Raw genomic sequence first — 13,977 nt, 5'->3', positions numbered from 1 at the left:
CTCAAATTACCTCGATAACCATTGCCGAACCCATCCCTCCGCCGGCGCACATCGACAGCACGCCGATCCCGCCGCCGCGACGCCGTAGTTCATAGATTGCCGACGTCACCATGCGTGCGCCCGTGGCGGCAATCGGATGGCCGAGGCTGATGCCCGAGCCGTAGACGTTGACGATCTCCTCGTTGAGGCCCAGTTCCCGCGCGCAGGCGACTGCCTGGGCGGCGAACGCCTCGTTGATCTCGAACAGCGCCACATCCTCGAGTTTGCGCCCGGCCAACTCCAGTGCCTTCGGAATCGCCGAAATGGGCGCGCTGCCGGTGCGATTCGGCGGAACACCGACCGAACTCCAGGACAGTACATGCGCCAACAGGTCGGTCCGGCCGGCCGGGCTCGCCAGTGCCACCACCGCGGCGGCATCATTGATGCCCGAGGAGTTGCCGGCCGTCACGGTGAACCCGTCGATTTCGGGGTGCAAGACCTTCAGGCCGGCGAGCGTGTCCGCCGTAGTGTCGCGACGCGGATGCTCGTCCTGGGCGAACGTCTTGGAGCTGCCGTCGGGCTGGGGCACCTCGACCGGCACGATCTCGTCGACGAAAGATCCGGCGTCGATGGCTTTCACCGCACGCTGATGACTGCGTAGCGCCCATTCGTCCTGCGCCTGCCGCGAAATGCCGTACTGAACGGCGCAGTTGTGGGCCACCGTGATCGACATGTCCAGCGCGGGGGCGTCGTCGGTGGGCGGATGCGAGAACGGGTACCAGGGGTCCTGGTAATCCTCCGGCGCCTTACCGCTGGTGAACGGCTTGCGTTTACGCAGCAGCGGTGTGGTCGAGCACGACTCCATGCCGCCGGCCAGGATGGCCCGGCTCATGCCCGCCGCGATCTGTCCGGCGCCGACCGCGATCGCCGAGAGGCTGGAGGCGCACTGCCGGTTAACGGCCATGCCCGGGATTTCGGTAAGGCCCAGATCCACCGCAATGTAACGGGCGCTGTCGCCACCACCTTGCAGGCTCTCGGCCAGGATGAAGTCGTCGAACTCGGCGGCGTCGAGCCCGGACCGAGCCACCGCCGCGCCTACCGCCGGTTTGGCCAGCTCAATAGCCGGCAGGTTGGCCAGGGTGCCCTTGCGTGCTGTGCCGATCGCGGTGCGGGCAGCGCCCACGATCGCTGCGCGAGATGTCATTGCGGCCACGTGTCTCCCAAGGTTGTGGGGTGGGTACCGGACAGGGGGCCCGGCGGGGCGCGATCAGTCTATACCGTTAAATAGATATCGGTATAACCGGCGTGTTACGACAGGAGTGGCCATGAGAGTGATCGGATCCGTTGGCGAAGCGGTTCTGACGATCGGAGAAGAACTCGGTGTGACAGATTGGCTGGAGGTGGACCAGAACCGCATCGACGCTTTCGCCGATGTCACCGGGGACCACCAGTGGATCCATGTGGACACCGAGCGGGCGAAGTCCGAAAGCCCTTATGGTGCAACGATTGCGCACGGCTTCCTCACCCTGTCGCTGATACCGGGCGTCAGCAAGGAGAACTACCGCGTCGAGAACGCCAAGATGGGCATCAACTACGGCCTGAACAAGGTGCGGTTCCTGGCGCCGGTCACCGCGGGCAGCCGGATCCGGGTGCGCTCCGTACTGGTTGACGCCACGAAGGTCGACGACAGCACCGTGAACCTGACCGTTCGGCACACCGTCGAGATCGATGGGTCCGACAAGCCGGCCGCGGTGGCAGACCTCATCGCGCGTTACGTGTTCTGACCGCCGGTGCCCGAATCCACTAAATATTTCTCGGAATACGGGTCTTGGGCGCTACACTTCGGTCGCGGTCGGCTTGAGCTCGCAACCCCGTTGGAAGGTCCGATGATTCTCAACGTGCCAACTGTTGTGTTGCCGGCGGCCGCGTCATGACGGGCGGTCCGTTCGACGGGAAGGCGGTCCTGACCGGAGCCGGGAAGTCGCAGGTCGGCCGCCGGCTGGGCCGAACCGGCTTGGAGCTGACGCTGGAGGCGGTACTGCGCGCGATCTCCGATGCGGGCCTGAGCGTGGACGACATCGACGGTATCGCCAGCTACCCCGGACCGGGGGTTCCGGACCCAGGATTTTCCGGGGCGACCATCACCGAGGTGCGCAATGCGCTGGGGTTGCGCAGCCGCTGGTATGTCTCGGCGATGGAGACCGCAGGCCAGATCGGGCCCGCGATCGAGGCGTGCATGGCCGTCACGCTCGGGCTGGCCAACCACGTCGTGGTCTACCGGTCGGTCTGGGAGTCCACTGCCGCGCAGCAGGCCGGCGGTGGCCGGGCGTCGGTGCTGTTCACCGGCGGCAAGTTACCGCCCCACCTGGAGTGGGTCGCGCCGTTCGGTGCGCTCTCAGCGGCGAACTGGCTGGCCATGCCGGCCCAGCGCTACATGCATGATTTCGGGTTGACGCGCGAACAGCTCGGCTACATCGCCATCAACGCGCGTCGTAACGCGGGGCTTAATCCTGACGCCATCTACCGCGAACCATTGACGATGGATGACTACCTGGGCGCCCGGATGATCTCCGAGCCGCTGTGCCTCTACGACTGCGACGTCCCGTGCGATGGCGCGACCGCCGTCATCGTGTCACGCCGCGATGCCGCCAACGGTCTACCGCGTCATCCGCTGACGGTGGAGTCGGTGGGGCCGGGCATGTTCGAACGCGCCACCTGGGATCAACGGTCGGATGTCACGACGATGGCCGCCCATGACTCGGCCGCGACGCTGTGGGAGAACACCGCGCTGAGGCCGGCCGATGTCGACATGGCTCAGCTCTACGACGGTTTCAGCTTCCTGACCGTGATGTGGCTGGAGGCGATGGGGTTCTGTGAGCACGGGGGAGTGGGCGACTTCATTGAGGGGGGTGAACGGATCGCACTCGACGGTTCGCTTCCGCTCAACACCAGCGGCGGGCAACTGTCGGGTGGCCGATTGCACGGCATGGGATTCCTTCACGAAGCATGTGTGCAGATGTGGGGCGAGGGCGGTGACCGGCAGGCGCCGAAGACGCCCGAGGTGGTGGCCGTCGGCGTCGGCGGCGGGCCGGTCGCCGGGTCGATGTTGCTGAGTAGTCGGTAGTGGCTGCCCAGACGCTGGGCAATATCGTCACCGACAACGCCCTGCGGTTCTCCGATGTCCCCGCATACCGGCTGGGTCAGCGCACGGTGACCCACGCGGCGTTGCACGATCGCGCGGTGCGTTTGGTGTCGGCGATGGCGAAAGCCGGTGTGCGACGGCAGGATCGGATCGCGGTGTTGAGCCGCAACAGCGTGGAGTTCGGCGAGCTGATGGCGGCGACTCAGCTGGGCGGAATCATCCTGGCAACCGTCAACTTCCGGCTGTCGCCGCCGGAAGTGCTCGACGCGTTGCGTCGGGTGTCGCCGTCAATCGTGTTCTGCGCCGATGAATTCGCCCCGATGATCGCAGAATTCGCGCCACTCTTACCGTCGCCACCGTTGCTGGTGTCCATCGGCGACGGCGGGCGCCCCGACGTGGTCGGCTACGAAGAATTCGTCGCCGATGGAGATGCCGACGAGCTGGTATTAGTCGCGCACCCCGACGACATCGGCTGCCTGTTGTTCACCAGCGGCACCACCGGCGCGTCGAAGTGCTGTGTGCTCGGACAGCGGGAACTGCGACGGGTGGCACTTGCGATGAATACCGAAATGCGTTCCGGTAGCGCCGATCGCATGCTGATCAATATGCCGATGTTCCACTTCGGCGCCATGGCCATGATCGGCGGTCTGCACGCCCGCGGCGGAACCGTGTTGCTGCAGCAGCAGTTCGACGCGGCCGAAGCCATCCGATTGATCGCAGACGAACAAGTCACCGTGCTGCATCTCGCGCCGGTGATGCTGAGGACCCTCATCGAGGAACTCGGTGACTCCCGTGCCGCCGACAGCGTACGCACAGTCGTGTACTCGGCCGCGCCGATGGGCTTGACCACGTTGGAACGGGCGCTGGCCGTGCTGCCCGGTGCGGGCTTCCTCAACCTGTACGGACAGACCGAAGGCATCGTATCGGGACTGCCGCGGGAACTACATGCCCTCGACCATCCCGACGCGGCCGATCGGTTGCGGTCTGTCGGCTTTCCGTTCCCCGGGGTACGGGTCCGGATCGTCGATGACGACGGTCGTGACGTCGCGGTGGGGGAACCCGGCGAAATCGTTATCCGCTCGGAGTCGATGTTCCGCGGCTACTGGGACGATTACGCCGCCACCCTGGTGACGCTGCGCGACGGATGGTGCCACACCGGAGACATCGGCCGGTTCGACGGGCAGGGGCTGCTGTACCTGGTGGACCGTAAGAAAGACGTCATCGTCACCGGGGGCGAGAATGTGTACTCGCCGGAGGTCGAGGATGTGGTCTGCGGGCTCGACGGGGTGGCGGCCTGCACCGTGATCGGAGTTCCCGACGACCGCTGGGGAGAAGCGGTTTGTGCCGTCGTGGTGCCGCATCCCGGTGTGATCGTCACACTCGACGCGGTTCAGGATCTCGTGCGGCAGAGGCTGGCCGGATACAAGGTGCCGCGCCGCCTGGTGACCGTCGACGAGTTGCCGGTGTTGGCCAGCGGGAAGGTTGACAAGAAGCGGTTGCGCACCGAATTCGGGACTGCGTAGAGACGGGTCGACTCCGGTCAGGGCGCTGCGGGCTGGCCGTAGGCCGCGACCACAACGCTGCGGCTCAGACTGTTCTCCGACCACACGCCGATCGCGGTGTTCGCGCAGTCCTGCATGGTTGCCCGCGACGGCGGGTCATACCACCACTGATTGAGGATCTCGATGCCGTTGATCGCCACCGCCGGGTTGATCGCGACGGTTTCGGCAACCTTGCCGACGAAGCCGGCGTCGCGGGCCCGGTCCTGGGGGGTGGATCCGTCCGAGCCGATGTCGCCGTTGATATCTCGGTTGTTGAGCACGTCGAGCGTGTGCCGGCGAGCCGCATCGACCAGTCGGCCGTCCAGCCGTGGCTCGAGCGTGCAGCCGTTCTTCCGCTGTGCGGTGTAGATGTTGACGAAAACGCTCTCGTTCAACCGCTTGTTGTCCGCGTGCACCGACGGCGCAGCCACCACCATGCCGCCGGCTACCGCGGCCACCAGAGATAGCGCGGGCGCGCAGCGCCGCGCTGTGCCACCGTGTGTCATGAGCCTTCCCGCAGATCTGGCCGGACCGAACTTCGGATGACACTACCCCTAAATGGGGTAAATGAATTACGCTTTCATACGTTATGAAGCTGACCTATCCGGTTGCCGCAGCTGTGCTGGTGACCTTCGTGGGCGGCGGAGCGCCGGTGGTCACCGCGCCCGCGGCAGTTGCCGACGCGGCCGGCTATGTGGTCAACGTGACCCTCCGGCCGGGATACCACTTCGCCGACGCCGATCAGGCTCTCGCCTACGGCCACGGCATCTGCGACAAGATCAGGCAGGGCGAGGCATATGCACAACTCGCCGGTGACATCAAGGCCGACTTCAACACCTCCGATGAGTTTCAAGTGTCGTATCTGATCAGCCAGGCTGTCCAGGAGCTGTGTCCGAGCCTGATCTGGCAAGTGCGAAATTCGGCGGACGGTTACCGGCCGCCGCCGCCATGAGTCGCACTCGGTTCAGTCGAACCGCAGTAGAGAGTGCCGCAGCAGTCGCACCATGAGTTCGGCGGCCCGTCGGTCACTGTCGAGGCTTCCGGGTACCGGCTCCGTCATCCTGCCTAACACCGCCAGGAACACCGCGGCAGCAACGAGAGGGTCCAGTCCCGGCGGCAGTGTCGCTCGCCGCAGCAGTGCCGCGACTGCCTGGTACATCGAGCCGATACCGTGCTCGACGTCGGCTGCAGAGAGTTGTTCGGCCACGGTGCCGTCGAACCAGGCGCGGATGACGCCGCGATAGCCGCGGTGAAACCGGACGTAGCCCAGCATCCAGTCGGTGAACCTGCCGGCGTCGAACGTGGCATCGGCGATGCCGTGCAGGGCGGTGGCGTGCCGCTCGGCGTCGGCCATGGCCCGGCGAGTGACTTCGGCAAGGATTGTGTGTTTGGTGCTGAAATACCGATACAGGGTGGCGCGGCTGATGCTGACCGCCGCGGCGATGTCTTCCATTCCGACGGCGTAGTAGCCGCGCTCGGCGAACAGTTGCGAGCTGGCGGCGAGGATCTCCTGGCCGATCGGTGAGAGGTCGAGCATGGCACACTGCGCCGGACCGACGGCTGGGCGCGCGGCCGGCAACGGCGCTTCGCTCCGATCGGCGCTGCGGGGTGGACATACGTGGCCGATAGCGTCGAGCGGGGTGTCCGGGAACAGCATCAGCTGCAGCGCGACAGCCAGCGACCCCGACACATCCGTGCGCGAGGGCAGCGGAAAAGTCCTGCGGTAGCGGTAGAGATTGACCATGTGCGGGATCCGGGTCAGCGCCGCCACGGCCTCATCAGGTTGCAGACCAACCGGCTCGGCGGCACGCACCCGGTTGGTGACTTGATGCCGGAACGCGTCGGCCACCGAGCCGACATCGATGACGGACAATCCGGCGGCAGTACCGATGCCGGGGAACTCCGCGAACACCGCTGCGTGCGCGTCGTAGATATCCGCCCACTCACGCAGCCACCGGCTCAGGTTGCGTAGGCCGTCGGTGTCGGGACCGAGGCGCCGCAGTCGGTCGCCGTGGTCGAGCAATGCTTGCTCGGATGTCGCTACCAGCTCGCGGAAGATACCCTCCTTGCCCGCGAAGTACTGGTAGATCGTCGGGCGTGATGCGTCGGCCACTTTCGCGATCGCGTCGATGGAGGTGCCGTGATACCCCTGCCGCCGAAAGAGGTCCGCCGCACAGGCCAGAATCCGCTCGCGGGTGTGCAGTCCGCGGCGACCCACGGTGGGATTGAGCGGCGGCGCGTACCCGGGTCGCCGCGTCTTGTCCGGCACCGTCATGGGCGAGGCGTCGGTCCGGACAGGTTGCGCCTCGGCTGACCGGAGTAGCCGAAGAACTTCTCGAAGTTCGCGTCGTTGATGGGCTGCGCGGTATTGCGCTGAGCCGCGGCACGCAGGGCGTCCAGGCGAGTCTTGGCCCTGTCCAGCGCCGGGGTGTCGCCAGCCGCGGTCAGTCGGTCGACGTCGGCTGACGCCACGGCGATCTCCAACCGGAGCCGTTCACCGGCCTCACCGAAGGTGAGCAGGTCATGGTCGTCCTCGTCTGTTCTCCCGCGTGCCGTGCGGTCGACGGGATGATGCTGCGCTGGCGTCATGATCTGCCTCTCTGCCACTGGACGTTTGTGGTACACATCATATAGTCTATGAGACATACCGTCAGAAATTAAGACCAACTGTCAGAACCACGGAGAAATCAGCCATGCCCTTGCGAGATGAACACCAGATCGTGTCGGTCGACGACCACCTCGTCGAGCATCCTCGGGTGTGGCAAGACCGGTTGCCGGAGAAGTTCCGGGAGGCCGGCCCGCGGATCGTCGAGCAGGACGGCAAACACCTGTGGTCCTACGACGGCCAGATATTTCCCACCATCGGCCTGAACGCGGTGGCGGGTAAGCCGCCGGAGGAGTGGGGGATGGATCCGGTTCGCTACGAGGACATGATCCCCGGCTGCTATGACCCGGTCGCGCGGATCGCCGACATGGATCTCGACGGGGTGCAGGCCGCGTTGTGCTTCCCGTCGTTCCCCGGTTTCGGCGGCGGGACGTTCATCCGCGCCACCGACAAAGAATTGGCGTTGCTGTGTGTGAAGGCGTGGAACGATTTCTACATCGACGAGTGGTGTGCGACTGCACCGGAGCGATATGTGCCGCTGGCGATTCTGCCGGTGTGGGACATCGACGCCACGATCGCCGAGGCCGAACGGGTGGCCGCCAAGGGGGCGCGCACGGTGTCGTTCCCGGATAGCCCGGTGCCGCTGGGGCTGCCGTCGTTTCACTCCGATCACTGGGACGGTCTGTGGCGGGTGTGCTCGGACGCCGACATGCCCGTGTCGCTGCATTTCGGATCCGGCTCGTACGTGCCCGGATTCTCGTTCTCCTCGATGAAACCGGTCCCGGGCCAGATGGCGATGCCAGACGCCCCGTTCGCCGTCGCGATCACACTGTTCTCCACCAACCTGATGTGGACCACGGTCGACCTACTGTTCTCCGGCAAGCTGCAGCAGTTTCCGAAACTGCAGATCTCGCTCGCCGAGGGCGGCATCGGCTGGGTGCCCTACATCCTGGAACGCGCCGACTACGTCTGGGAGCGGCACCGCTACTACCAGAACATCGACTTCGACAGCCGGCCCTCAGAGCTGTTCCGCAAACACTTCTGGGGTTGCTTCATCGACGACGAGCACGGCCTGAGCAACCGGCATGCCATCGGTGTGGACCGGATCATGCTGGAGATCGATTTCCCGCACAGCGATTCCAACTGGCCGAATTCGCGTAAGCGTGCCGCCGAGGTGCTCGCCGAGGTGCCCGACGACGAGTGTTCGTTGATCGTTGAGGAGAACGCCCGGCGAATGCTGAACTTCCCGCGCGTTTCGGCCGACGAGCCGCGGCTGGCTTCGGTCTAGCGCCAGCGCACAGTTGCGTCACCGGCGCAATGACTGAAATAGTTAATCATTTAGTCTGATGTAGTCATGGCCCGTCGGTGGCTGGGTGCGGCGCGTGCGGGCGTTCGAAAGCGAGGAGGTCGCATGAAGGTTCGTCTCGATAAGTCCAAGTGTGTTGGACATGCCCAGTGTTACGCCGTCGACCCGAAGTTGTTCCCGATCGATGACTGCGGCTACTCGATCCTCGAAGAGCATGAAGTGAAGCCCGAGGACGTGCAGTTGACCCGGGACGGCGTCGCTGCCTGCCCCGAGGGTGCGCTGATTCTCGAAGAAGACTGACCGCCCGGCTTGCCAAGTCTCCGGCGTCGCGCCAGACTGCTTCACATAGATAACCAAGTTGACGTTGTGGGGTGTTGATGCAGTCAGGCGACTGGCGGTCCCGGCTCGAGGGTCTACTTGCCGATTACCGTCGTCGGCAAGCCGAAGCGGCGCAGGCCGGTTCTAAACTCGACCGTATCGAAGGGGCGCGGGCCTGGCACGCCGAACTCGTCGACAATGAGCTGGCCGCCCCGGGTTGGCCGAAGTCCGTCGGTGGGCTCGAGTTGTCGCTGGAGGACCAACTCGACTATTACCGGATGACCACGGCCGCTGGCGCGCCTCCGCACCCGTGCCCGCTGTCGTTCATCGTCGCTCCGACGCTGATACAGCACGGCACTCAGAACCAGAAGGACCGCTTCCTGCGGCCCTTGCTGCGGGCCGACGAATTCTGGTGCCAAGGTTTTTCGGAGCCCGGAGCGGGCAGCGACCTGGCATCGTTGTCCACCCGCGCCCTCCGAGACAACGGGATGTACCGGGTCACCGGCCAGAAGGTCTGGACATCGATGGCCGACCGGGCCGACTGGATGTTCGCCTTGGTTCGGACCGGGCCCGCCGGGGAGCAACGCAGCATTGACGGCATCACCTATCTGTTGATCCCGATGGACAGCCCCGGGATCACGGTCCGACCCTTGCGTGACATCAGCGGTGCAGCGCACTTCGCCGAGGTATTCCTCGATGACGTCGAGGTGCCCGTGGACAATGTGGTCGGCGCCGAAGGACAGGGCTGGGCGATCATGCGCACTTCGTTGGGCCACGAGCGCGCGACCGCCTTCCTCGCTGACGAGTTCAAGTACCGCCGCACCGCCGACCAGGTCATCGAGTTGGTGGTAGGGCGGGGAATGGACTCCGACCCCCTGGTGCGCCAGGACGTTGCGCTGCTGGAGTCGGGTGTGCGCGGCATCGCCGCCAACAGCGCCCGGGCGCTCGCCGCGGTGCTGCGTGGCGAAGATCCCGGCGGCGTGGCGTCGGTGAACCGGCTGGTGAAGTCCGAGTTCGAGCAGCATATGCACGCCCTTGCGCTGCGTGCGCTAGGCCCGTACGCGGCCCTGGGTAGTCGGGCGCCCGACGCCGTCGACCGCGGGCGATGGACCTACGGATACCTGATGAGCCGCGCCACCACCATCGGCGCCGGAACCGCGGAGATTCAGCGCAACACCATCGCCGAAACGGTGCTCGGGTTGCCCTCGCATCGCGGCGAGCGGACCCGACCCGCCGCCGTCATCCCGGGCGAGCCGCTGGCCTTCGCGAGCGACGATGAGCGCGAATTGCGTAGTGTCCTGGCGGCCGCGTTGGAAGCCACGGTGGATACCGGCAGCCTGCTGGACCGCAAACGCCCGGTCGACGCCGGTGACCCCGCTGTATGGTCGGCCCTGGTCGAGTTCGGACTTCCCGGTCTGGCCGTGCCCGTGTCGCTCGGCGGGGCCGGTGCACCGCCTCGCCTGCTGTACGCCGCCATTGAGGAGGTGGCGAAGGCGATCGCACCGGCGCCGCTGGTGCCGACCGTCACCGCACTGGCGGTGGCTGTGCAGGTCGGTGCGAAGGCGGTGGCGCGGCGCATCGCCACCGGAGCACCAGCGGCGTTCGCGGTTCCGCTGCACGACGCAGGGTGGGTCACTACCGGCCTGGAACTGCCCGAGTGGGACGGCGCCGGGCTCAGCGGTGTGGTACCGATCGTCGCGGGGGCACCGTCGGCCGAAGTGCTGCTGGTCTTGGCGCGAGTTGTTGACGGCGACGACGAGGTTCTGCTCGCGGTTGACCCGTCCGATAGCGGGGTCGAGGTAAACCCGCACCAGCCGCTTGACCTCACCGCCACGGTCGGCGCGGTGACCCTGACGCAGGCTGCCGGAGAAGTGCTCGCCGAGGGTACCGCGCTGCGGCACGGTCTGCGCAGTGCGCATCGCCAGACGTTGCTGGCAGTCGCTGCAGACTCGGTGGGGGTGGGTTGCCGCGCGCTGGCGATGGCCGTGAGGTGGGCCGGGGAGCGGCGCCAGTTCGGCCGTGAGATCGGCGCGTTTCAGGCGGTTTCGCACCGCTGCGCGGACCTGCTGGTAGCGCTGGAGGGCGCGCGTAGTCAGATTCTCACTGCCGCAGACGCCGACGTCGACGGCGCAGAGTCCGACTACTTGGTCGACCTTGCGGCGGCCGCCGCGTTGGATGCGGCGGTGGCGGCCGCCGAGAGCGCAATCCAGATTTACGGCGGCATCGGCTTCACCTGGGAGCATCCCGCGCATCTGTTGCTGCGGCGCGCCCAGGCCAACGCAGCGTTGGCCGGTCGTGCGGAGGTGCTGCGCGATCGGGCTGCTGCACGCGTGCTGGCGGTCGCCCGGGAGAAAAGGCTGGAGGAGGCATTAACGCGATGAGTCGGCGCACGGGGCGGCCATCAGCCCCCGAAAACGAGATCGCACGGATGGACGGGTAAGGCAGCGATGGAATACGGAATGGGTCCGGAGTTCGAGGCGTTTCGCGCCGAAGTGCGGGCATTCGTGGCCGAGTACGCACCGGTGATTCCGCCGCGGGCCGGGGTGCGCAGCGCCGAGAACGAGGCAGAGCTCAAAGCGTTGCAAGAGTGGACCGCGCGGCTGTACGAGGCGGGTTACGCCGGAGCGGACTGGCCGAAAGAGTTCGGTGGCCGCGCCGACTGGTCGCCCCAACACGCTGTCGTGGTCGGTGAAGAACTTGCCCGAGCGCAGGTGCCTGGCGTCCCGAGCGCTGGTGTGCTCGCCTCACACGCGCTCATTCACCATGGAACCGACGAGCAGCGCCGCCGGCACCTGCCCGAAATTCGTGCGGGTCGCCAACTGTGGTGCCAGTTGTTCAGCGAGCCGGGTGCCGGCAGCGACCTCGCCTCGCTGCGCACCCGGGCGGAGCGCACCGGCGAGACCTACATCCTCAACGGTCAGAAAGTCTGGACCACCGACGGACACTGGGCGCACTACGGCTACCTGTTGGCTCGCACCGAACCTGACGCGCCGAAGCACAAGGGGATCAGCGCCTTCATCCTCGATATGTCGTCGCCGGGTGTGACGGTCCGCCCGCTGCGCGAACTGACCGGCACCAGCGACTTCAACGAGGTTTTCTTCGACGACGTCGAGATCGCGGCCGATGCGGTGATCGGCACGCCGGGTCGGGGATGGCAGATCGCCAACGCCACCCTCGCCCATGAGCGGAGCAGCGTCGGCGCCGTCGTGGTCCGACTGCGGATGGGCATCGAAGCGCTGACCGACCTGGCTCGCCAGGTCCGACTCGACGGCCGCCCCGCGATCGAGAGCGACCGGGTACGCGATCGGATTGGGCAATTCGCCGCCGAAGTGGAGGCATTGTCAGCGTTGACCTATGCGAACATCACCCGCTGGACGCGGGGCACCGAGCGGAGGCATGACGCGGCGATGGCCAAGCTGATGTTCAGCGAATTGAATCTGGCGATGGCGCAATTCGCCGTCGAACTCGGCGGGGAAGCGGGCGTGCTCGTCGAAGGCGATCCGAATGCGCTGGAAAACGGCCGCTGGCAGGACGAATGGCTCTACGCCCGGGCCTACACGATCGCCGGCGGCAGCAGCGAGATCATGCGTAATGTGATCGCCGAACGCGGGCTGGGACTGCCGCGCTAATCGCAACCGTCGATCGTCTAGAACTAGCTAACTATCTAGCTGATTATCCGGTAGGCTCGGCTCACGCGCCAAAGCTAGCATCGTCGAGGGGTAACTATCATGGATCCGAAACCCGACTATGACGCCAGCGATGAGATCGAGTACTTCTTCCAGTGGTTGCCCTGGGCGCTGCGCGGCAACTTCCCACCGCCGGCGTACCCGCCCGACTAGCGCGGGTTTCGGCTAGCGAGAACTGAGCTGCTGCGATGCTGGGCAAACATTCCTGACCTCATCGACCTTGATCCATTGCAGGAGTCGGCTGAGTCGTCTGCTTTCCCGGGCAAGCCCCGCATGACGCGGTGACGGCCATGTTGAAGTTCACCGAAATCGACCAAGAGGGGTCATTTTCGCGGTGGCTAGGCGGCGGCAGGGACCGCTTCGGCGCGGTGTTCGACGCGAGTGCTGCTCGGCGCAAGTATTGCGCTGCCGACCCAGACGTAGGCGACTGACAGGATCGCAGAGCCCGCCGCGCAGAGGTTGATGATGACCAGCGACGTGGTCGAATTCATTCCGAAGCCGATGGGGACGAGGGTGGTGACGCCGACGCCGATGATGAAGCTCGGAACGAGGAGGGCGAGACAGGCCGGGTATTTGCGCACGAAGGCGGTCTTCGTGCTTGCGTATACCAGCATGGCGACCACGAAGATGACCGCACTGTTTGAGAACGCCATCCACACCGGGTAGTCGAAGATCTTAACCGGTTGCTGCGACCCGAAGTACGTCAACGCTCCCATCTTCAGCAGCGTGGCCTCGAAGAGGAACGTGCCGACAATGGCCACGGCGAAAAGGCCGAACAAACGCTGCCGCGAGATTCCCCTCTCGAGCAGGCTGGAGAGCGCCAGGACTCCGGGGCCGAAGAACACCGCATAGCAAGGCAGGACCCAAAGTGGAATCGTGATGCCGAAGGCCGTCAGGACGGTGAGTGAATCGGCTTGGTGATAGACGATGTCGACCAGCAAGTCGCCCAGGGGCTCGTAGAAGACGGCCGACATGGCGCCGAGCGTGGTCCAGAACATGTCCGAGCGGCCGGTGCGTCGCCATCTGTTGATGGCGTAGGCGAACACCGCCGACGCCAGTAGGCCAATCACGACGAGCATGCTGACTTGCCAGGACATCGACTGAATTAGCAACGGCGGGGAATCTTTTTCGATGGTGGGAACCCGAGTCGGAAGTCGATCCATGCCGATCATGTGTGCCCCTTGCTTTCGGGTGTCTCCACCGGATCTGTGCCCTACCTGACAGCACTACCTACTTTGTGGGATGCACGACAATTTAGAGTGCATCGTCGGATGCTGTCAAGGTCGGAGTTGCGCCTCGACGTGAGGGTCTGCGACGGCCGTGTCGGTCGGGGGGTGTGCGCTACCCCATGTTTTGACGGACGTGTCAAAACATGTGAGTATGGGAGCATCCGTTTGAGG

At 65.6% G+C, this 13,977-nt stretch carries 12 protein-coding genes and 2 pseudogenes; 9 read left to right on the top strand and 5 right to left on the bottom strand.

Annotated features, from left to right (window positions below):
- Position 1: 1 nt before the first annotated feature.
- Positions 2-1,192 carry a thiolase family protein gene (locus DQP56_RS04275; RefSeq protein WP_112683746.1) on the bottom strand — a complete coding sequence of 397 codons (1,191 nt, stop codon included), beginning with the start codon at positions 1,190-1,192 and terminating at the stop codon, positions 2-4.
- Positions 1,193-1,304: 112 nt separating this feature from the next.
- Between DQP56_RS04275 and DQP56_RS04270 the strand changes: the two genes are divergently transcribed.
- The 3 genes from DQP56_RS04270 to DQP56_RS04260 all read left to right on the top strand — a co-directional run bounded on the left by DQP56_RS04270 (position 1,305) and on the right by DQP56_RS04260 (position 4,644).
- On the top strand, positions 1,305-1,763 hold the full coding sequence (locus DQP56_RS04270) for a MaoC family dehydratase (RefSeq protein ID WP_112683745.1): 459 nt from the start codon (positions 1,305-1,307) through the stop codon (positions 1,761-1,763).
- A 146-nt stretch (positions 1,764-1,909) separates the two neighbouring features.
- On the top strand, positions 1,910-3,103 hold the full coding sequence (locus tag DQP56_RS04265) for a thiolase family protein (RefSeq protein ID WP_112683744.1): 1,194 nt from the start codon (positions 1,910-1,912) through the stop codon (positions 3,101-3,103).
- Positions 3,103-4,644, top strand: coding sequence for a class I adenylate-forming enzyme family protein (locus DQP56_RS04260; RefSeq protein ID WP_112683743.1), 1,542 nt, complete (start codon positions 3,103-3,105; stop codon positions 4,642-4,644). Before DQP56_RS04265 ends, DQP56_RS04260 begins: the two co-directional genes overlap by 1 nt.
- A gap of 20 nt (positions 4,645-4,664) precedes the next feature.
- Here DQP56_RS04260 and DQP56_RS04255 read toward each other — a convergent pair.
- A pseudogene (locus DQP56_RS04255) lies at positions 4,665-5,168 on the bottom strand (CAP domain-containing protein); the annotation flags it as partial.
- Positions 5,169-5,251: 83 nt separating this feature from the next.
- Here DQP56_RS04255 and DQP56_RS04250 point away from each other — a divergent pair.
- Complete coding sequence (locus DQP56_RS04250) at positions 5,252-5,614, top strand: DUF732 domain-containing protein (RefSeq protein ID WP_112683741.1); 363 nt, start codon at positions 5,252-5,254, stop codon at positions 5,612-5,614.
- A gap of 12 nt (positions 5,615-5,626) precedes the next feature.
- Here DQP56_RS04250 and DQP56_RS04245 read toward each other — a convergent pair whose 3' ends face one another.
- Both DQP56_RS04245 and DQP56_RS04240 read right to left on the bottom strand, forming a co-directional pair.
- A complete protein-coding gene (locus DQP56_RS04245) occupies positions 5,627-6,937 on the bottom strand; it encodes a TetR/AcrR family transcriptional regulator (RefSeq protein WP_112683740.1) in 1,311 nt (436 codons plus the stop codon).
- Positions 6,934-7,251 (bottom strand): acyl-CoA synthetase, encoded by a 318-nt coding sequence (locus tag DQP56_RS04240; protein WP_112683806.1) that lies wholly within the window; start codon positions 7,249-7,251, stop codon positions 6,934-6,936. The genes DQP56_RS04245 and DQP56_RS04240 overlap by 4 nt, the downstream gene beginning before the upstream one ends.
- 104 nt (positions 7,252-7,355) lie before the next feature.
- On the opposite strand from DQP56_RS04240, the gene DQP56_RS04235 reads away from it, so the two are divergent.
- From DQP56_RS04235 to DQP56_RS25165, 5 genes and pseudogenes are all read left to right on the top strand, one after another.
- Positions 7,356-8,555 (top strand): amidohydrolase family protein, encoded by a 1,200-nt coding sequence (locus tag DQP56_RS04235; protein WP_112683739.1) that lies wholly within the window; start codon positions 7,356-7,358, stop codon positions 8,553-8,555.
- Between the two features lie 123 nt (positions 8,556-8,678).
- Positions 8,679-8,873: a ferredoxin FdxE gene (gene fdxE, locus DQP56_RS04230; protein WP_112683738.1), complete on the top strand. Its 195-nt coding sequence runs from the start codon at positions 8,679-8,681 to the stop codon at positions 8,871-8,873.
- A gap of 77 nt (positions 8,874-8,950) precedes the next feature.
- A complete protein-coding gene (locus DQP56_RS04225) occupies positions 8,951-11,272 on the top strand; it encodes an acyl-CoA dehydrogenase family protein (RefSeq protein WP_112683737.1) in 2,322 nt (773 codons plus the stop codon).
- A 66-nt stretch (positions 11,273-11,338) separates the two neighbouring features.
- Positions 11,339-12,520: an acyl-CoA dehydrogenase family protein gene (locus DQP56_RS04220; RefSeq protein WP_112683736.1), complete on the top strand. Its 1,182-nt coding sequence runs from the start codon at positions 11,339-11,341 to the stop codon at positions 12,518-12,520.
- Between the two features lie 99 nt (positions 12,521-12,619).
- Positions 12,620-12,730 (top strand): annotated as a pseudogene (locus DQP56_RS25165) (CAP domain-containing protein); the annotation flags it as partial.
- A 185-nt stretch (positions 12,731-12,915) separates the two neighbouring features.
- Here DQP56_RS25165 and DQP56_RS04210 read toward each other — a convergent pair.
- Positions 12,916-13,749, bottom strand: a complete 834-nt coding sequence (locus tag DQP56_RS04210; protein ID WP_112683734.1) for a hypothetical protein — start codon at positions 13,747-13,749, stop codon at positions 12,916-12,918.
- Positions 13,750-13,977: the final 228 nt, after the last annotated feature.

It is taken from the genome of Mycolicibacter senuensis, from assembly GCF_003284925.1.
GTDB classification, from domain to species: domain Bacteria; phylum Actinomycetota; class Actinomycetes; order Mycobacteriales; family Mycobacteriaceae; genus Mycobacterium; species Mycobacterium algericum_A.
This window is presented reverse-complemented; position numbering and strand designations above follow the sequence as displayed.